We start from the raw sequence: 18,258 nt of genomic DNA, 5'->3' as shown, positions 1-18,258 counted from the left end.
GCTAAAATGTTGAAGAAGCGTTAAAAAAGCAGAAGTCTTTAAGACTCTGCTTTTTTAGTATGCTTTTTACCTTTGGAAAAATTCAATCCACTCTTTTTCCGGTCCATATACGTAGAAATAGCGATAACCATTTGGAAGGGTGACGATCTCTTCATCAATCAGCTCGGTGTTATCCAAGCTTTTGATCCGGGCATATTCTTCTTCGATATCATCCACGGTAATGGCAAAATGGTGGATCGTTGCTTCGGATGGCAGTGTGTCGCTATATCCCTGAATCAATTCTATTTCTGTTTCGTCCGACTCTTCGTAACCCAGGAATGCCAGTTCGATTACCCCATTAGTATGAGTCATGCGTGCTTTTAATTTTAAATCCAGCACATCTTGATAAAAGGCGATGGATTTTTCAAGATCTTTTACAACAACGCCAACGTGATCGACCCTCTTCACAGCCAAGAAATCTTCCTCCTTCATTAAGTCCAGATCCAATTTGCTAATATTAGTATATATAAGATTATTCGGAATTAAATTACATTTTTATAACCGTTTTTAGATAATTTTTTAAATGATGTTAATAAAGGGAAAGTATTGGTAAATAATGAAAAATGACGAATGGCTTTCGGGATAATACTTTTCTTCCATAATATCTATTGATTGATTCTTATAATGTAAGAATGAAATTTAACATTTTCCAGGGCAAAAATTTGTTTCTAAATGGAATAGTAGATATACTATGGAAACAACTCCATTATTAATGGATATGAGAGGAGAGGTAGTATGGGAAAAATTCGTGAAGGTGAAATTTTCACCCTTACTGATGACAGTGATGAAGGCCATGAAGTTGAGGTTTTAGGTTCATTGGATGTAGAAGGAACGGAATATGTTGCAGTAGGTTTGCTTGAAGATATTGAAGAGGATACAGATGAAGATATCGATATTTTCTTTTTCAGGGTCGAAGGCGAAGGTGAACTGCTCGATATCGAATCGGATGAAGAGTTCGAAAAGGTATCATTGGCGTTTGAAGCGGCATTTGAAGCGAAAGAATGACAAGTTAAAAAGACGGCACATTGTGTGAGGCCTCAGTTTGCAGACAAAAAGGTTTCGGAATGACACCATTCCGAAACCTTTTTGAGTTAAGCGAATGCCTGAAGGCAAATTGTACAAACCCTTAAAAAACTGTAGATAAACTCGACTTTCATCAAGTTTGTCTACAGTCCGAGAGGCACAATATGTGCCGCCTTTTTTATATGTATAAAGAAAGTATTGGCCCCGCCTTCGCCAAATACCATGATAGCCACGCGTGCTATCCAGCCTTACTTAAGTATAGGGTTGTATTATTGATAGGACGTGTATTCCATATGAAGATTTTGTTAATAAACGGAGTATTTTTCCATCCCTGAGGCATAGGATAAAAAAAAGTGGAGGTGATGGAATGGCCGTTGTAAAGCACACTGATGCCGATATAGCCTTATTGGCAAGATTGCTTAGGGCGGAAGGCGAGGGCGAAGGTGATCAGGGCATGTTGATGATCGGTAATGTAGGGATCAATCGGATTAGGTCGAATTGTTTCGATTTCAAAGGGCTGAGGACGATTCCAGACATGATTTATCAGGAGCATGCCTTTGAAGCTGTACAGAAGGGGTATTTTTATCAGCGGGCAAGGGACAGGGAAAAAAGACTTGCACGCCGCAGTGTAAATGGTGAAAGGATATGGCCCTCGAAATTTAGCCTATGGTACTTCAGGCCACCGGGAGATTGTCCGGCAACCTGGTATAATCAGCCCCTGGTTGGACGTTTCAAGCTTCATTGCTTTTATGAACCAACAGGTACAGAATGTCCAAATATTTATAATACATTTTAAGAAAGAGGCTGAACCTTATGGGGGTTTGGCCTCTTTGTGCATCAATCCTTAACTTGGAAAAATCATATGATAAAACTGGCAAATGATTTACTGATACTGTAAAATTGAGACTGTAAATTTCCGGATAAGAAAGGAATAAAAAAATTGATGAGTAAAAGGCTTATTAATTATGGACAAGGGCAAATGGGGGAACAGCCGGAGGATAATACCGAGAAATTTAAGTCTTTCATGGAGAACAACCCGGACGCCATTTCCATTGTTGATCTGGAAGGAAAGACCCTTCAAGTGAATGCAGCTTTTGAAGAGTTTTTCGGTTGGACGAATGATGAGCTCATAGGCATGCCGTTTCCAATTATTCCTGATTTCTTGAAGGAGTCAGTCAATGAATTGCATGACCAGATTAAGGCAGGGGTACAAAGGAAAGGCTTTGAAACGGTCAGGTTAAGGAAGGATGGCCAGTTAATCGATGTAAGCATTTCCCTGTTCAATATCCGTAATGATGAAAATGAGCCGTGTGCACTCGTTTTCGTTTATCGGGACATCACGAATCAAAAACTTGCTGAAGCTGCCTTGAAGGAAAGTGAGCAAAGGTATCGCAGTTTAGTTGAGGTGTCACCTGAAGCGATTTTTGTACATCGCAATGGGATAATAGAGTATATGAATCCCATGGGGGCAAAAATGCTTGGGATGGATAGTGTGGAAGATATTATCGGTAAATCGGTTTTTCAGTTCGTTCACCTGGAGTCCCGGGAAAGTGTACAAAAAAGAATCGAGATCATGAGGGACGATCATCAGGCGGTTGGTTTACTGGAACAAAAGTTCATTCGACTTGACGGACAAGTATTTTATGGAGAAACACTCGGTCTTCCGATTATATATAAAGGTCAACCGGCCATACAGGTATTTTGCAGGGATATTACGGAGCGTAAAAAGACCGAAGAGCTGCTCTGTAAATCCAATATGTTATCGGCGGTAGGACAGATGGCTGCGGGCATCGCTCATGAAATAAGAAATCCATTAACTACGGTCAAAGGATTTTTACAATTATTAAGGGAAGACCCTGAGCAAAAGGACTATCTTGAAATGATGGTCAGTGAAGTAGAAAAAATCGAAAACCTGGCCAATGAGTTTTTAAGTTTGGCAGAGCCTGAAGCGAAGGTTTGTGAATTCATTCAGCTTAACGATATTTTGGATAGTGTGATTACGTTAGCTGAGTTTCAAGCGATATTGAATGATGTCGAAATCATCAAGGAATATAATACGGATTCGGCATCTGTCTTTGGCGAACCGAATCAGTTAAAACAAGTATTCACGAATGTCGTCAATAATGCTATAGAAGCCATGCCCAATGGCGGCAAACTTCATATACAGTTAAACCATGAAGGTGACTCTGCAGTGATCCGGTTCATTGATCAAGGCTGCGGAATCACAAATGAGCGTATGAAGCATCTAGGCCAGCCTTTTTATAGCACATCTGAAAAAGGAACAGGGTTTGGGCTCATGGTCAGCACTAAAATCATCCATGAGCATAATGGGGAAATTCATTTCAGCAGCGAAGTGGGAGAAGGGACGATTGTAGATATCAGTCTCCCTATCAATGAAAGTTCACAATGAAAAGTGACGAGAAGCCATGCTCTCGTCACTTTTTGGTTTATAGTTTAACGATCGTTCTGCCTCTTGCTTCCCCTTTTAATAGGGTAGGAAGGACGTCAGGCAATTCTTCAAGTGTAATTTCCTGTTGAACGAGCTGTTCCAAATGCACTAGTTTAAAGTCGGTGGCAAGCCGATGCCAAACTTTCAATCTTGTATCCATCGGGCAATTGACCGAATCGATCCCAAGTAGATTAACCCCTCTTAGGATGAAAGGAAAGACGGTGGCAGGAAGGCTTGTACCAGCTGTCAATCCACTGACCGCCACAGCCCCGCCATACTTGATTTGGCTAAGGACCGATGCTAACGGTTCACCGCCGACGGGATCTACCGCCCCGCTCCACTTCTGCTTGCCCAGTGCCCGCAGCTTGCCATCATATACATCTTCTCGCGATACAATGGTCGCCGCACCGATTTTCTTCAAATATCCATGTTCCGATTCTTTTCCTGTACTCGCCTCAACGGAATAGCCAAGTTTGGAAAGGATCGAGACAGCGAAACTGCCGACCCCGCCAGTTGCACCAGTGACGAGAACGCTCCCTTGCTCAGGGGTGAGGTTATTTTCTTCCAATCGCAGAACCGATAGTGCTGCAGTGAAACCGGCCGTTCCGATGATCATCGCCTCTTTCATTGTAAGGCCATCAGGTAGCGGGACGATCCACTCTGCAGGAACACGGGCAAACTGACTATAGCCTCCTGATTGGGAAACGCCAATCCCGTAGGAGGTCGCAATGACTTCGTCTCCTTCTTTAAAGCGAGAATCCTCAGATGAAACGACAACACCAGCCAAATCAATGCCCGGAACGATCGGATAGCTGCTGACGATGTTACCATTCGGAATGGCTGCAAGGCTATCTTTATAATTCACACCAGAATAATGAACACGGATGAGCACTTCGCCTTGAGGTAGATCATCAAGTGAAAGCTGCTGAATGTTAACGGTGAATTGATCATCTTGCTTGTTCACGACTAATGCATCAAATTGCTGTATCATGGTTCGTTCCCCCTTATAATAATGAATCTACCCCATTATAAAAGAAAAACTAGAGGAATGTATAATGATACAATTCGAAATAAGTAGCGCTTGCTTTTCTTTCTGCTTCTAAAAATGGTACTATTAGATTTGATTCAGTTCATATTAAAGGAGATGTTTTACATGGCTAAAAAAGGATACATACTTATGGCAAATGGGGAAAAAATCGAATTCGACCTTTTCCCGAACGAAGCACCGAACACAGTGGCTAACTTCGAAAACTTGGCAAACACAGGATTTTATAATGGGGTAGTCTTTCACCGTGTAATCCCTGGTTTCGTAAGCCAAGGCGGAGATCCAACAGGTACAGGTGCAGGCGGAAGCGGCACACAAATCAAATGTGAAACAGAAGGAAACCCTCATAAACATGAGGCAGGTAGCCTATCTATGGCACATGCTGGAAAAGACACAGGCTCAAGCCAATTCTTTATCGTGCATGAACCACAACCGCATCTTAACGGTGTTCACACAGTATTCGGTAAAGTGACATCTGGACTTGAAACAGCCAAAGCTATGAAAAATGGCGACAAAATGGAAAAAGTCGAAGTTTTTGACGCTGAATGATGAAAGCGAAAAGAGGGGGCATCATGCTCCCTCTTTTTTTTGCGCTGTTCATGAGCGAAAATATATAAAGTCATTTTGGCATCGTGCTTTCAGTGAAACGATATTTGACCTCTGTCAAGGTTTCTGAAATATCCCATAATCTTTTCGACGTTTCTTCATTATATAAGGTATCGATGATCTCGTCTTTTCTGGGAAAGCCTTTTCTGCTCTTCTTTCCATCGGGTCCGATATACTCCCCGCCTGTCAATGCAGGTTCCGTTGCGGCATAAAGGGTAGGCAATGCTCCCATACTTGCCGGCTGGGTGATGGTTTTGGAAAGAAAGTGCACGAATTTATTTATGGGTTTGCCAGAACCGCGTGACATGAGATTAGTATGGGAAAGGCCCGGATGACAGGCAACACTGATCGGGGTTGCACCATGCTGGTTGAATTTATTCTGTAATTCGCGGGCGAAGAGTAGATTGGCCAGCTTGCTTTGCCCATAGTATTTCATTGGTTTATAACCGTTTTCACCATTTAGATTTTCGAAGTCTATATATCCATTGATGGCGGCCAAGCTGCTCAATGTGACCACACGCGAGTTTGGCGTAGAAAGGATACGCGGAAGAAGGAGGCCTGTCAAAGCAAAATGACCGAGGTGATTGCTGCCGAATTGCAGCTCGAAGCCATCCTTCGTCCTACTGTAGGGCGGAATCATCACACCTGCGTTATTGATGAGGACGGAGAGAGATTCATAGTTTTCCTGAAAGGAAGCGGCAAAATGCCGAATGCTGCTCAAATCACTTAAATCCAGCTCCATTACTCGTACATTTGCTTTTGGATGGACCGATAAGATTCTATCGACCGCCTTTTCACCCTTTGAAGCATTCCGGACCGCAAGGATGATCTCTGCCCCCTTACCGGCCAGTGCAAAAGCCGTTTCGAAGCCAAGCCCACTATTTGCACCAGTAATCACAATGGTTTGCCCCGATACATCTGCCATTTCTTCGCCATTCCACTTTTCAATCATCCAACCACACCTTTCCACACAGTCTTTACCTATCATATACCCAAATAATTCCTATATGTCACATTCTGTGTGGGGAACAGTGTTCTGTCGTCTATTTTTTTAAAAGATTAGCCGCCCATTAAGTAATCCATTATATTTTTCACGATCAGAATGACGGTTACGATGATAAATAATACTCTTACATATGCCACTCCTTTCTTAATGGCAAATTTAGAACCGGCCAACGCTCCTGCTATCATGGAGATCCCCATTGGAATTCCATAGGAAAAGTTGACGGTATCAAGGAATATGAACATGATCAGTGCCGCCAAATTACTTCCGAAGTTCAAAAATTTTGCATTTCCTGCAGAGTGCAAAAAATCAAAGCCAATCATTAAAAAGGCAAACAAAATGAAGGATCCCGTTCCAGCGCCCAAAAAGCCATCATAAAAACCAATGGCAAATATAGCGAACGCAAATAGTGCAGCCTTTTGCCATGTGAGTGTATGGTAAGTCGATTTCTGGCCCCAGTCCTTTTTAAAAAAGGTATAAATGGCAATAGCTATTAATAGAACCAAGATCATTGGCTTTAATAATTCAGGCGAGACGAAATTGACAACCCAAGCCCCTAGCAGGGAACCTATGAAAATCAATGGGAAAAGTTTGGAAACCAATTTAAAATCAACCTTACCTGAGCGAATGAAGGCAATGGTGCTTGTTAAAGACCCCATGGAACTTGCTAACTTATTTGTAGCGATCGCTGCTGACGGGGAAAGTCCTGAAAATAATAAAGCGGGTATCGAAATCAGGCCGCCGCCGCCGACCACGGAATCAATGAATGCTGCCAAAAATCCGAAAAACATCAGCAGCAAAAGTGTTGAAATTTGTATATCTTCCATCCAAGAAGCCTCCGTCAATGGCATTATGGCTGAAATGCTTGTTTTGCTGAAGCCATAAACCATTTTTGTTAGTCACTATTTAAATAGTAACTAATTGAAGCCGTTCTGTAAATAAGAATATTATGAGTCATTCCAACTGATATCGAATAGATTTCGATAAGACATTTGGTATGATAGGCATATAACTTACTAAAAGCACTAGGAGGTACTATGCAAGATATCATTCAAAAACTACAGTCTCTCGGGTTTAGTCAATATGAAGCAAAGGCTTATGTTTCTTTGGTTCGCCAAGGCCCAACCAGTGCCTATCAAGTAAGCAAGGAATCAGGAATTCCAAGGGCCCGCATCTATGAAATATTAAATGGACTGCAAGAAGAAGGAATCGTCTTAAAAGAGGAAATCAATGACTCGATACAATATTCACCGCTGCCAGTCGATGTTTTTTTGGAATCGGTTCAATCAAAATGGAACAATACCTATCAATCCATAAGCCATACACTAAAGCAATTCGAGAAAATCGAACCGATGTCTGACAATCGTGTAATGACGCTTAAGGGTGAAGGGCACATCCTATCCTTCTGCCGTACTTTGATTCACAAAGCCGAGAAAAGGGTGGTGGTTTCCTTATGGGACGAGATGTATGGCAAACTTGAACAAGAGCTAAAAGGGGTCGCTGGGCATTGCACTCTCAAGGGGATTGCATTTCAGGTTGAAAACCCATTATCAGGGATAGATATACATCGCAAAACAAGCTATGTGGAAAATATCGGAGAAAACAAATGGTTCATCTTATCCATCGATGGCAAGGAGACGATTTACGGCCCTTCTCCCGAAACGAGGGAAACGGCGTTTTACACAGATGATCCCATTCATATCAATTTTCTCGAAAATTACATTTGGCATGATATCCTCGTTAACCGCTTGGTTAAAAAGGATGAAGAAGATGCAGAGAAATGGATTTCAAGTGAAAGAGACCGTTTTTTCTCCCTATAAGATTAAAAAAAAGCTGATAACCCCATATGCAGGGGATATCAGCTTTTTTATTTTTGTACCGAAGTCATTCGGATAAAAGGGTTTTAGGAAATCTAATGGCCGTGGGCAAGCTGGATTTATCTCGATAAGACCTGTAAGACACAATTGTATGATTGTGCGCTTGAACATCCAACTGGAGAACCTGTGTGCTTTTCATTTCCAAATAGTACGTAACGTCTTCTTTTTGTAAATGATAAAAAGAAAAAGGTATACCTAAAAGGTTTTTCCTGATTAGTTTTGTTTCAGGCTGATTGATGATGTGCTCACTCAATTCCACTATCGTAACAGAAGTTGTTCCTGTAATGGCAGTTATTTTTTCTTTTGCATAATCGACTGCATGACTGAAGGTGACGGCAATATTCTTAAAGATTCCGTTCATGGGGGCATCTCCTTTTAATTAGGCTATGTTTGTAGTATGGTACGCGGCTAATGCTTTATTCAAAAAAATCCGCAATGATGATATAGAATTGTCACTTTATGAACATGATTAAGAAGTGTGCAGCGAAATCAATAAAAGGGCTATCAAGGAAGGACAGAGAAAATGTCAATGAAGGTCAAAGCATGAAGAATAAAAAAAATATATATTGGGGCCTTTTCCTCATCGCAATTCTCGCTTTTACAGTGGTGTCCATTCAGTTGAATATGGATGTGGATTCCAGAGCGGAAAAAGGGAAAGAAGCCGGTGCGGATAATCATGAGAGTATAGAAAAATTGCTGAAAAAAATGACGCTTGAAGAAAAAATCGGACAGCTTATGATGGTCGGTTTCAAGGGAACCGAAAAGGGCAGTGAAATTACGGAGCTTATCGAACAAAAACATATAGGGGGCGTCATTTATTTTGACCGTAATATGAAATCCCCTAAACAAGTGGCCAGGTTATCGAATTCGCTTCAGCAAATGGCCGATCAAAGTACCCATTCGCTTCCGTTGATGGTGGCCATCGATCAGGAAGGCGGGGACATCATCAGGATGAAGGAACGGGTATCGCCCCTCCCCGCGCAACAGGATCTTGGAAATAATGCATCCGTTGAAGACATGTACAAGGTGGCCAAATTGAATGGGACAGAACTGGGCTCCATGGGGATTAACATTAATTTCGCCCCGGTTCTTGATCTATCGAAAACGGATAAGCGTTCATTTGGGCAAGATCCGGAAAAGGTGTATCAATACGGAAAGAAAGCCATTCAAGGCTTGAACGATGTATCGATAACTGGTGCATTGAAGCACTTTCCTGGAAACGGACGCAGCGAAATCGATCCGCATGTCGAAACATCATCCGTGGAGGCAAACCAACTTGATCTGGAAAATTCGGATATTTATCCTTTCAAGCAAATCATAAGTGAACTGGATAACCAAAAGTTTTTCGTGATGGTGACCCACATTAAATATCCAGCCTATGATAAAGAAAAACCAGCAAGCCTTTCTAAAATCATCATCGAAGACCTGCTTCGGGGGAAACTCAAATATGAAGGACTTGTCGTTACCGACGATTTGGAAATGGGTGCTGTGAACAAGTATTTCTCCTATGAAGAGATGGGGAAGCAGGCAATCCTTGCAGGAGTTGATTTATTACTTGTCTGTCATGAATATTCCCATGAGCTTGAGGTATATAACGGATTACTGCAAGCAGTAAAAGCAGGGGAAGTTCCAATGGATAGAATAAACGAGTCAGTGAAAAGAGTGCTGACATATAAACTTTACAATATGAAGCAAACGAAAGCTGACCCGGATCAATCGGAAAAAGTCGTGAAAAATCCCGAAAGCATAAAGTTTATCGAAAGCCTGAGCGAGGATGAATAAAAGCGAAACCGCTCTCTCAAAAGGATGCTTTTGTTTAAATCGGCTGATAGAGGGAATACTATATAGGACTAACTTGAAGGAGGAAACTAACATGCCATCAAACAAAATGCTTGGAACCGTCCTGATAGGAGCAGCCGCATTTTTAATGCGCAATAAGAAAACCCGTGAAAAAACCATGAGTCAAATAAGATCCCTAGCCACACCCGAAACCATTGATAAGGTCAAGAACCAATTCCAATCAATAACCAAAACGAAATCAAGTAACCCATCCGTACGTTAAGGTGAAATGACCCCATTAAGTTATTCTTAATGGGGCTTTTTTTTATTGCTTATATCCTTTTAGTAAAATCCAGCAGTGAATTCATCAAGCTGGTGAAAGGAAAAAGGAAAAGCACTTGTACTTTCGAAAAAACCTTGGACAGGTTTTAAAAAGTACAAGTGCTTCATGAATGATCAATGATCATTCAGCTTCATCTTCACCGTCATTTTCTTTATTGAACCAAAGCGGATCTTCATTATCGACTTCACCATTATAATTAATCAGGATTTCTTCTCCTGCTTTTATGTCGGTGTAAGCAAAGAAATCAAACGTATGATTCTTGAAGTTTATGTCATACGTAGCGTTGGGTGTATAAGAATGATTAAACAGCATGCCATAGCCTAAAAGCATGGCAGTATGGTTTATACCATATTCAAACGCATAATCAGCCAGCAATGTCTTCTCTATGAAAACATGCTCCTCGTTTGGATATGCAATGACAGGTGCCTCATGTAAAAGCTCACCTTTTTTAATATCTCGTGTTGCGAATACGCCTCTATTGAACTCACCATCACTGAGTGTGGAAGTTTTAACTTCAATCATGTTCGTCACCTACTTGTTCTATTCAATATAGTCCAGATCATCTAAGCTTGACAGTTAATAAGAAGAAAAGCAACTATTTTACGGAATTAATCATTTTTAGCAAACGACAAGATTGTTTTTATTGAGGCTCTCCCCGTACCAAAGGACGGAATTCTTCACATGAAGGCCGAAAAAAGGCGGCGAACTGCTCAAATGATCGGGATAGCCCCGCATAAGAAAAAAAACCTCCGCTAGAGGTGGGCTAGGGAGGTGTTTTATATAGGTAAATCTCTTAATTCACACCGACAGCTGTAAAGGCATTTTTGACAGCCGTGACTTCTGCACTGCTTGAACCGTATAAATCAGAAGCCGCTTGTATGACTGCCGCTCTGGCTTGTGAAAAAGTCGACGAGGAAGTTAAATAAGTTGTGTTGGCCCGGTAAAAGATGGTTCCTAGTTTATCGATGCCGATCCCGGATACACTTACGCCATGGTGGGTTCCGCCTGCAGAGATTAAATAAGCTGCCTTATTTATGATTCCGCTGTTCGTGTGGACTCCGCCGTTATCACCCGTTCCCGTATAACGGTTCGAATAATGGTCAGGGTCACCATTCAATGTTGGATTAGCCATCGAGCGGAGTGCATCACCGGAAATGCTAGGTGTGTAAATATCTTCTCCGACCAAATAATCGGCTTTGGCACTTTGATTCTTAAATTCTACAACAGTTCCAAAAATATCAGATATCGCTTCATTCAAAGCACCGGATTCATTTTGATAGGTAAGGTTCGATTCCGAGGAAGTCACGGCATGCGTCAGTTCATGTGCAACGACATCGAGACCCCCGGACAATGGGATGAATGTCGTGCCATCTCCATCACCGTAAACCATTTGGGTGCCATCCCAGAAAGCATTATTGTATCTTGAGCCATAATGAACGGTTGATTTCAGGATGGTTCCATTTCCATCATAAGAGTTCCGGCCAAATGTGGATTTGTAATAATCATAGGTTTTACCCGCATAATAATGGGCATCCACCGCAGCTTTATCGGCAGAAGCAGTAAATGCATTTGTTGTGTTGGAAAAGAGTGTACCAGGCAATCTTGAACGGTTATTGGCATTATAAGTGTAGATGCCTTTACCGCGTGTATTGTCCTGTAAATAGTATTGGCCGTTGGATAAGGTAGTGTTCAGCGACACGGTGTTGTTTAGCACACCGGTGCCCGTCCCGACGGAATTGGTCCCTGTCACTTCATCTAGTGTATTATATTTATTCAGGATTTTACCCGTTTTGACTGAAATGAAATAATTATGATTTCCTGGTTCCGGACTTAGGAATTTCAAATTGACTTTATAAACATAATCGGCCTTGCCTTCATTTGCATATACATATAGGTCAGATTCAGGTGATTGTTCGTAGGCAGGGGTGAACCCAAGATCCGCTTCCGCTATTTTGATAGCTTCGGATTCACTGATGCCTTTTTTAGCCTTTTTGCCTAATTTCGTGTTTAGATTGGCTTCAACCGTACCGGACACGACGCTTAATACACCTTTAGCGTCAATCAATACTGCTTGTGTGGAATTCCATACAGGTACGCCTTTATAGGTTTGTTGCAATCTAAGGACGGTGTTGCCTAGTTCATCCTTGCTTTCTTTCTGAATCGTGAAGGAGTCCTTTGCCTTTTGCTTTTCTAGCTTGTAAGACTTTTTGTTTTCATCAAAAAAGGTAAGAATGATATTTTCTGCCGTTTGCTTGGATGGGTCCGTAAGTTTCCCAGACTTGAATTCTAGCGAATCCTTATGCTTATTGTACTTTTCAACACTTAACACATTTTTTGCCGCTAAAGCTTCTTGATGGGGAATAGCAGAAAATAATAGACCGATGGATAGTGCAGTTCCTAAAAATACCTTACCTTTCATAACACTCAACTCCTTCATGAGAATACCTCATTTTTACATCGTTTCATATTATTATCAAATGGAGAAAACTCGCAAAAAATATGACATTTAAAGGAATAAAATGGAGAAAAATGGATTTTAATAGAAATATTCTTTGAATATATTCTTTTAGTAATATTTGGAATGTATTTAAATTAAACCAAATGAATAAATGTGCAAAAAAACATGGCATAATGTGCAAAAAAACATGGCGTAAAGTGCAAAGAAATTTGTCTATTGAAGGCATTTTTTTTTGATAATTTGTTGAATATTGCGCTTTGTAAATCTGGCATGAAAATTGCATATATTCAGAAAAGGAATTCGAATTGTAAATTAGGTCTATTTGAAAGTCTATGAAATAGGAAAATTTATTAAATGGATTTCCCCATATATGAAAGCGCTTATATAGAAAGGGATGAAAATTTATGATACCAAAACAAGAAAATGACATCTTGCATCCTCCAAAGCAAGAAGAACAAGGATTAAAGCGCGGTTTAAAATCCCGCCATTTAACGATGATTTCCATTGGAGGGGCTATTGGCACCGGGCTGTTCCTCAGCAGCGGGGCAGCCATTCATACAGCTGGGCCAGGCGGAGCATTACTTGCTTATGCCTTAGTTGGGGCAATGGTGTACTTTGTGATGACGAGCTTAGGGGAATTGGCAGCATTCATGCCGACAAGCGGCTCTTTCAGTACCTATGGGTCGAAGTTCGTCGATCCGGCATTTGGATTTGCCTTGGGATGGACGTATTGGTTCAATTGGTCGATGACGATAGCTGCAGAGTTGGCAGCCTCGACAATGATCATGAAATTCTGGTTTCCGAATAGTCCATCATTGTTGTGGAGTTCATCATTCTTGGTGCTCATTTTCCTATTGAACTATTTATCCGTTAAAGGATATGGTGAAGGGGAATACTGGTTTTCCTTCATAAAAGTCACGGCCATCGTTATTTTTATAATCGTCGGGCTGCTAATGATCGTCGGCATTATGGGCGGCGAAGCAGTAGGTTTTAAAAACTTCACCGTCGATGAGGCTCCTTTCCCGGGTGGGTTCATGGGTGTCTTCATTGTATTCATAGCGGCTGGCTTTTCTTTTCAAGGTACTGAAATTGTCGGTGTTGCTGCCGGTGAGAGTGAAGATCCAGCAAGGAATATACCGAAGGCCATTAAAAGTGTATTCTGGAGAATCCTGCTCTTTTACGTATTTGCAATCTTCGTAATAGGACTGCTTATCCCTTATACGAATCCAAGTTTACAAGGTGATAACGTCATGGTAAGTCCATTCACACTCATTTTTGAAAAAGCTGGAGTGGCCTTTGCTGCTTCGCTTATGAATGCCGTCATTTTAACAGCAGTATTATCTGCAGGTAACTCCAGTCTATATGCATCTACGCGTATGTTATATTCAATGGCAAAAGATGGACAAGCACCGCGTATTTTTGCAAAACTTAATAAACGCGGAGTACCGGTTGCAGGCATGATTTTGACATGTTCCATCGGCATGCTTGCCTTTTTAGCCTCCGTATTCGGTGATGGTAAAGTGTATATTTGGTTAATGAATGCCATTGGAATTACAGGATTCATCTTTTGGCTGGGCATTTCCATCAGCCATTACCGTTTCCGGAAAGCATTCATCGCTCAAGGCCATTCATTGGAGAAGCTGCCATATAAGGCATTATGGTTCCCGATAGGTCCGATCTTTGCCATATTAATTGGCATGATCGTCATCCTGTCCCAAAATATCCAAGCCTTTTTCTCAGACCAGATCGATTGGGGCAGTGTTATAGCAGCATACCTGGGAATCCCGCTTTTCCTTGGTCTATGGTTTGGCTATAAACTGATAAGAAAAACTAAATTCGTTAAACTTGATGAAGTCGAATTTGACTTTGACAAAAAATATGAATGAACAACCTTAAAGTGAAATCAGCCGGACAATGCAGTATTGAATTGTCCGGCATTTACTTGTTATGCTCATCATCAAAAAGCTAGGAAGCCGATTCCTAGCTTTTTATTTTTGTTAAATGGAAATTTATACATATTCGATGAGAGGTGTTATATGATAATCGTAATCTCTGCTAAATTGAATGTACAGAACGACGGGGAAAGCTTTTAATATTTTCAATGGAAAGGGAAGGTGCACGGCTGATGACCTTATTGACTCATTTAAAAGTATTGGACTTTTCAACGTTACTGCCAGGCCCATATGCCACTTTGATGCTTGCGGATTTAGGAGCGGATGTATTGAAGGTAGAGAGGCCGGGAGCAAAGGATTCATGGGGTGTGAACCAATATCTTAATAGATCGAAGAAGTCGATCACACTGGATTTAAAACAATCTGAGTCAATCGAATCTGTAAAAAACCTAGTGAAGGAATACGATATCGTCATTGAACAATTCCGTCCAGGTGTCATGGAACGTCTGGGACTGGGGTATGAGGCATTAAAATCGATCAATCCAAAGCTGATTTACTGTTCCATCACGGGATTCGGCCAGACTGGTCCCTATAAAGACCGACCGGGACATGATATCAATTATATTTCAATTGCAGGCTTATCAGGCTATTCCGGTACGAAAAAGGGCGGACCGGCAAAAAACGGAACCCAAATAGCAGATCTTGCCGGAGGCTCATTGCATGCTGTTATCGGTATATTATCTGCAGTCATTCACAGGGAAAGAACGGGATTCGGCCAAGCCATCGACATCAGCATGACCGACTGCAGTTTTGCCTTGAATGCCATATCCGCACCTTTGAATTTACAAGGGGGCCTCGAGCTTGAACCAGAAAAAATGATGTTAAACGGAGGATCCTTTTATGACTTTTACGAAACGAAAGATGGACGCCATTTTTCGGTAGGGAGCCTTGAGCCCCCATTTCGAAAAGCATTATGCGAAGCAATCGGTGCACCCGAATTGTATGACCTCAGCATGAAAAGCGATGAAGAAAGCGGAATTAGATTTAAAACGGCCATCCGACTGGCTTTCCTTGAAAGAGATTTTCATGAATGGCAGGAAATATTCGCTGATTTCGAGGCCTGTGCAGAACCAGTGCTGACCTTCACCGAAGCGGCCGAACACCCCCAATTGAAGGAAAGGGGAATGATCGTCGAGGTACCTGACGGAAAAGGAAATGTCCAGAAGCAAATCGCCTGCCCATTCAAAACATCGGTTTTCACCCCTGAATATAAACATACAGGCTTGAGGCCAGGACAAAACAACGCAGAAATTCTTCGCACCCCCAATCGCTAAATAAAGATGTAAAGGCTATCACTATTCTAAATTTATTTGGAAGGAGATAGCTTTTTTTGAAGGCCAGAAAAAGCAGGAGGAAGGACGGATAAAGCTGAGATAGGTCGAAATAATCGGAGGAAGGACGAAATAAGCAGGAGATAGGTCGAATTAATCGGTGGAAGGTCGAATTAAGCTGGAGATAGGTCGAAATAATCGGAGGAAGGTCGAATTAAGCAGGAGATAGTCTAAAAAACCCTGATGTCAGACCAAATTAAGTTGGAAACAGCCCGGATTAAGCAGAAGAGAACAAATTATCCTCTTAGCACTTGTGGAAAGCAACATATGACCACTGTGAAAATTTACTAGTTATAACTAGTGTGGGCAGGGTATCAGAGTAGCATCCTGTTAAGAAAATTGCTCTAGTAAGGAGGGTTGCTTAAACATGTTTGGTCTCTCTGATATCATTAAATTTCTATTTTCCTTTTTTTTGATCATGCCGATCGTTACGCTGATACATTTGAGCGGGCATATTTTCTTTGTTACGATCTTTGGGGGATCAGAAAAGAAAATCTTGATCGGTTGTGGCAATAAAATTTTCGCCTTTCGGAACATAGAAGTAAGGAAATATTATTTTTGGAATGGGACTTGCGAGTTCAAGGGATTGAAACATGATAATCGATTGACGAATACGCTGATTTATTTAGGGGGGGCTATCTTTAATTTAGTCAGCATGCTGATCATATATAGCTTAGTGTATCAGAATATCCTGGACAGCTCGGTAATCTGGTATCAATTTATCTATTTTTCTTTTTATGTTTTGTTTTTCTCCTTGTTTCCGATGTATTTCTCGGACGGGTCGCCTAGTGATGGGAAGGCTGCGGAATTGGCCTTGAGGAACAAGCTGGAAGATAGGGTGACGGATGATATATTTGTGAAGAAAATGGATGATGATGATAGTTGCAAGTAAAAAGGGGACGTGCTGGTGAGCGTTCTTTTTTTGTTGCTTTCGGCTTTGAATGTCTTTTACGTTTTTTATATAGTATAAACCTAATCGGCACACTTATCTAATGCCGATTAGGTTGTTGAATCTTGTAAATCAGAATTAAAGTTTTCGGAAAAAAATCACTCCCATACTTCTTTTGCTATATCAACGACGAATTTCAGCTTTTCCCATTGCTGTTCTTCCGTTAGCTTGTTGCCGTGATGGGTGGAGGCGAAGCCGCATTGCGGGCTTAAGCATAATTGTTCGAGAGGAACGAAGTCTGACGCTTCCTTGATGCGAGCCTTAACTGCTTCCTTTTCTTCGATTTCTCCATTTTTTGAAGTGACGACACCCAATACGACCCGTGCCCCGCCATTTGGAATGTATTCCAATGGTTTGAAATCCCCTGAGCGTTGATCATCATATTCCAAGAAGAATCCATCCACTTTTTCTTTTGCCAATAAAGTTGGGGCGATATGGGCATAGCTTCCTTCAAACGCCCATGTCGACTGGTAGTTTCCACGACATAGATGGGTAGTGACGACAAGGTCTTCTGGTTTTCCTTCCAATGCGCCATTAATGACACGAAGTGCAAGATCAATTAACTGTTCCCTCGTATATTTTCCATCTTTGAACTGGAAATCTGGAGCTGAAAGCCTGGCAATATATACATCATCCAATTGAAGATAACGCACACCTGCTTCATAAAAGGCTTTCAAAGCATGCTGATACGCCTTGATGATATCATTTGCATAATCTTCAATATCAGGGTAGATGTCTTCATTATGAATGCCTGCAGCAAATAATTGATTCGGACTGGGAATGGTTTGTTTGGCAACGGCACGTCCGTTCACGATTTTGTCCAATTCAATGAAATCACGAATGAAGGGATGTTCAGGGTTGAATGAAACCTTCGCGATATTGCGAACATTATATCTCTCTGTTTCCACACCATCGAATGTGAGGCCTTTTTCAGTTACATAACCCTCGATGCCATTTAAATGTTCGAGGAAGTCAAAGTGCCACCATGTTCGTCTGAACTCACCGTCCGTAACGGCCTCTAAACCAACTTCAATTTGTTTATCGACAATCCGTTTGATTTCTTCGGTTTCAATTTCACGAAGCCGCTCTGCTGAAAGGGTACCCTCCCTAAATTGCTTTCTGGCAATATGTAAACGTTCCGGTCTTAATAAACTTCCGACGTGATCGGCCCTGAATGGCGCTTTCGTTAATGTGATTGACATGTTGCATTCCTTCTTTCCTTTTAAAAATAAAAAACCTCTTCTTAAAGATAAGAAGAGGTGTTGGCAACAAAGCTATATACTCTTCTTATCTTCAAGTTTTTACACTTCTGGAATTAGCACAGTACATGAATAGTCTGTTGCTGAGGCATCAAAGGGCCAGTCCCTCCACCTCTCTGGATAAGAGTTGTCTATTAAATTAATT

At 41.4% G+C, this 18,258-nt stretch carries 18 protein-coding genes and 1 riboswitch; of the genes, 10 read left to right on the top strand and 8 right to left on the bottom strand.

All coding sequences use genetic code 11. The features are described 5' to 3' along the window. Positions 1-66: 66 nt before the first annotated feature. Positions 67-471: a VOC family protein gene (locus ABOA58_RS24755; RefSeq protein WP_434547753.1), complete on the bottom strand. Its 405-nt coding sequence runs from the start codon at positions 469-471 to the stop codon at positions 67-69. Between the two features lie 303 nt (positions 472-774). On the opposite strand from ABOA58_RS24755, the gene ABOA58_RS24750 reads away from it, so the two are divergent. The 3 genes from ABOA58_RS24750 to ABOA58_RS24740 all read left to right on the top strand — a co-directional run bounded on the left by ABOA58_RS24750 (position 775) and on the right by ABOA58_RS24740 (position 3,472). Continuing rightward, on the top strand, positions 775-1,044 hold the full coding sequence (locus ABOA58_RS24750; protein ID WP_137020263.1) for a DUF1292 domain-containing protein: 270 nt from the start codon (positions 775-777) through the stop codon (positions 1,042-1,044). Positions 1,045-1,429: 385 nt separating this feature from the next. Beyond that, positions 1,430-1,858 carry a cell wall hydrolase gene (locus ABOA58_RS24745; protein WP_350300405.1) on the top strand — a complete coding sequence of 143 codons (429 nt, stop codon included), beginning with the start codon at positions 1,430-1,432 and terminating at the stop codon, positions 1,856-1,858. 147 nt (positions 1,859-2,005) lie between these two features. Beyond that, complete coding sequence (locus tag ABOA58_RS24740; RefSeq protein ID WP_350300404.1) at positions 2,006-3,472, top strand: PAS domain-containing sensor histidine kinase; 1,467 nt, start codon at positions 2,006-2,008, stop codon at positions 3,470-3,472. A gap of 37 nt (positions 3,473-3,509) precedes the next feature. Here ABOA58_RS24740 and ABOA58_RS24735 read toward each other — a convergent pair whose 3' ends face one another. Then, on the bottom strand, positions 3,510-4,502 hold the full coding sequence (locus ABOA58_RS24735) for an NADPH:quinone oxidoreductase family protein (protein ID WP_350300403.1): 993 nt from the start codon (positions 4,500-4,502) through the stop codon (positions 3,510-3,512). Positions 4,503-4,664: 162 nt separating this feature from the next. Between ABOA58_RS24735 and ABOA58_RS24730 the strand changes: the two genes are divergently transcribed. Next, on the top strand, positions 4,665-5,105 hold the full coding sequence (locus ABOA58_RS24730; protein ID WP_095679904.1) for a peptidylprolyl isomerase: 441 nt from the start codon (positions 4,665-4,667) through the stop codon (positions 5,103-5,105). A gap of 70 nt (positions 5,106-5,175) precedes the next feature. Here the strand turns inward: ABOA58_RS24730 and ABOA58_RS24725 are convergent, their stop codons facing one another. Further along, entirely contained in the window at positions 5,176-6,114 is a 939-nt protein-coding gene (locus tag ABOA58_RS24725) for an oxidoreductase (RefSeq protein WP_350300402.1), read from the bottom strand. A gap of 107 nt (positions 6,115-6,221) precedes the next feature. Then, a complete protein-coding gene (locus ABOA58_RS24720; protein ID WP_034310419.1) occupies positions 6,222-6,992 on the bottom strand; it encodes a sulfite exporter TauE/SafE family protein in 771 nt (256 codons plus the stop codon). Between the two features lie 210 nt (positions 6,993-7,202). Here ABOA58_RS24720 and ABOA58_RS24715 point away from each other — a divergent pair, with 210 nt between their 5' ends. Beyond that, entirely contained in the window at positions 7,203-7,985 is a 783-nt protein-coding gene (locus tag ABOA58_RS24715) for a TrmB family transcriptional regulator (RefSeq protein WP_350300401.1), read from the top strand. A 64-nt stretch (positions 7,986-8,049) separates the two neighbouring features. Here ABOA58_RS24715 and ABOA58_RS24710 read toward each other — a convergent pair whose 3' ends face one another. Continuing rightward, positions 8,050-8,403, bottom strand: a complete 354-nt coding sequence (locus ABOA58_RS24710; RefSeq protein WP_350300400.1) for a hypothetical protein — start codon at positions 8,401-8,403, stop codon at positions 8,050-8,052. Between the two features lie 182 nt (positions 8,404-8,585). Here ABOA58_RS24710 and nagZ point away from each other — a divergent pair, with 182 nt between their 5' ends. After that, positions 8,586-9,824, top strand: a complete 1,239-nt coding sequence (gene nagZ, locus ABOA58_RS24705; protein WP_350300399.1) for a beta-N-acetylhexosaminidase — start codon at positions 8,586-8,588, stop codon at positions 9,822-9,824. 91 nt (positions 9,825-9,915) lie between these two features. Beyond that, positions 9,916-10,104: a hypothetical protein gene (locus ABOA58_RS24700; protein WP_350300398.1), complete on the top strand. Its 189-nt coding sequence runs from the start codon at positions 9,916-9,918 to the stop codon at positions 10,102-10,104. 180 nt (positions 10,105-10,284) lie between these two features. Here ABOA58_RS24700 and ABOA58_RS24695 read toward each other — a convergent pair whose 3' ends face one another. Together ABOA58_RS24695 and ABOA58_RS24690 are read right to left on the bottom strand one after the other, a co-directional pair. Next, positions 10,285-10,686 (bottom strand): SET domain-containing protein, encoded by a 402-nt coding sequence (locus ABOA58_RS24695; RefSeq protein WP_034310428.1) that lies wholly within the window; start codon positions 10,684-10,686, stop codon positions 10,285-10,287. Positions 10,687-10,957: 271 nt separating this feature from the next. Next, positions 10,958-12,583 (bottom strand): M4 family metallopeptidase, encoded by a 1,626-nt coding sequence (locus ABOA58_RS24690; protein ID WP_350300397.1) that lies wholly within the window; start codon positions 12,581-12,583, stop codon positions 10,958-10,960. A gap of 443 nt (positions 12,584-13,026) precedes the next feature. Here ABOA58_RS24690 and ABOA58_RS24685 point away from each other — a divergent pair, with 443 nt between their 5' ends. From ABOA58_RS24685 to ABOA58_RS24675, 3 genes are all read left to right on the top strand, one after another. Then, complete coding sequence (locus ABOA58_RS24685) at positions 13,027-14,508, top strand: amino acid permease (RefSeq protein ID WP_350300396.1); 1,482 nt, start codon at positions 13,027-13,029, stop codon at positions 14,506-14,508. Positions 14,509-14,747: 239 nt separating this feature from the next. Next, a complete protein-coding gene (locus ABOA58_RS24680; RefSeq protein ID WP_350300395.1) occupies positions 14,748-15,848 on the top strand; it encodes a CaiB/BaiF CoA transferase family protein in 1,101 nt (366 codons plus the stop codon). 424 nt (positions 15,849-16,272) lie between these two features. Next, the gene (locus ABOA58_RS24675; protein ID WP_350300394.1) at positions 16,273-16,797 is read left to right on the top strand and encodes a hypothetical protein; all 525 of its coding nucleotides are present in this window, start codon (positions 16,273-16,275) and stop codon (positions 16,795-16,797) included. A gap of 155 nt (positions 16,798-16,952) precedes the next feature. On the opposite strand, the gene ABOA58_RS24670 is transcribed toward ABOA58_RS24675, so the two are convergent. Continuing rightward, positions 16,953-18,056, bottom strand: a complete 1,104-nt coding sequence (locus tag ABOA58_RS24670) for a 5-methyltetrahydropteroyltriglutamate--homocysteine S-methyltransferase (protein ID WP_350300393.1) — start codon at positions 18,054-18,056, stop codon at positions 16,953-16,955. Between the two features lie 82 nt (positions 18,057-18,138). Continuing rightward, positions 18,139-18,240: riboswitch (SAM riboswitch) on the bottom strand. Positions 18,241-18,258: the final 18 nt, after the last annotated feature.

Origin of the sequence: Peribacillus frigoritolerans (assembly GCF_040250305.1) — a bacterium.
Classification (GTDB): Bacteria; Bacillota; Bacilli; order Bacillales; family DSM-1321; genus Peribacillus.
Note: the sequence above shows the minus strand (reverse complement) of the source record. Positions and strands in the feature narration are given on the sequence as shown.

What these genes read in the sequence shown, in the direction of transcription:
- ABOA58_RS24725 (WP_350300402.1), bottom strand. Translation starts at nt 6,114, where the DNA reads ATGATTGAAAAGTGGAATGGCGAAGAAATGGCAGATGTATCGGGGCAA.
- ABOA58_RS24690 (WP_350300397.1), bottom strand. Translation starts at nt 12,583, where the DNA reads ATGAAAGGTAAGGTATTTTTAGGAACTGCACTATCCATCGGTCTATTA.
- ABOA58_RS24750 (WP_137020263.1), top strand. Translation starts at nt 775, where the DNA reads ATGGGAAAAATTCGTGAAGGTGAAATTTTCACCCTTACTGATGACAGT.
- nagZ (WP_350300399.1), top strand. Translation starts at nt 8,586, where the DNA reads ATGAAGAATAAAAAAAATATATATTGGGGCCTTTTCCTCATCGCAATT.
- ABOA58_RS24675 (WP_350300394.1), top strand. Translation starts at nt 16,273, where the DNA reads ATGTTTGGTCTCTCTGATATCATTAAATTTCTATTTTCCTTTTTTTTG.
- ABOA58_RS24745 (WP_350300405.1), top strand. Translation starts at nt 1,430, where the DNA reads ATGGCCGTTGTAAAGCACACTGATGCCGATATAGCCTTATTGGCAAGA.
- ABOA58_RS24735 (WP_350300403.1), bottom strand. Translation starts at nt 4,502, where the DNA reads ATGATACAGCAATTTGATGCATTAGTCGTGAACAAGCAAGATGATCAA.
- ABOA58_RS24715 (WP_350300401.1), top strand. Translation starts at nt 7,203, where the DNA reads ATGCAAGATATCATTCAAAAACTACAGTCTCTCGGGTTTAGTCAATAT.
- ABOA58_RS24680 (WP_350300395.1), top strand. Translation starts at nt 14,748, where the DNA reads ATGACCTTATTGACTCATTTAAAAGTATTGGACTTTTCAACGTTACTG.
- ABOA58_RS24685 (WP_350300396.1), top strand. Translation starts at nt 13,027, where the DNA reads ATGATACCAAAACAAGAAAATGACATCTTGCATCCTCCAAAGCAAGAA.
- ABOA58_RS24700 (WP_350300398.1), top strand. Translation starts at nt 9,916, where the DNA reads ATGCCATCAAACAAAATGCTTGGAACCGTCCTGATAGGAGCAGCCGCA.
- ABOA58_RS24710 (WP_350300400.1), bottom strand. Translation starts at nt 8,403, where the DNA reads ATGAACGGAATCTTTAAGAATATTGCCGTCACCTTCAGTCATGCAGTC.
- ABOA58_RS24670 (WP_350300393.1), bottom strand. Translation starts at nt 18,056, where the DNA reads ATGTCAATCACATTAACGAAAGCGCCATTCAGGGCCGATCACGTCGGA.
- ABOA58_RS24740 (WP_350300404.1), top strand. Translation starts at nt 2,006, where the DNA reads ATGAGTAAAAGGCTTATTAATTATGGACAAGGGCAAATGGGGGAACAG.
- ABOA58_RS24695 (WP_034310428.1), bottom strand. Translation starts at nt 10,686, where the DNA reads ATGATTGAAGTTAAAACTTCCACACTCAGTGATGGTGAGTTCAATAGA.
- ABOA58_RS24755 (WP_434547753.1), bottom strand. Translation starts at nt 471, where the DNA reads ATGAAGGAGGAAGATTTCTTGGCTGTGAAGAGGGTCGATCACGTTGGC.
- ABOA58_RS24720 (WP_034310419.1), bottom strand. Translation starts at nt 6,992, where the DNA reads ATGGAAGATATACAAATTTCAACACTTTTGCTGCTGATGTTTTTCGGA.
- ABOA58_RS24730 (WP_095679904.1), top strand. Translation starts at nt 4,665, where the DNA reads ATGGCTAAAAAAGGATACATACTTATGGCAAATGGGGAAAAAATCGAA.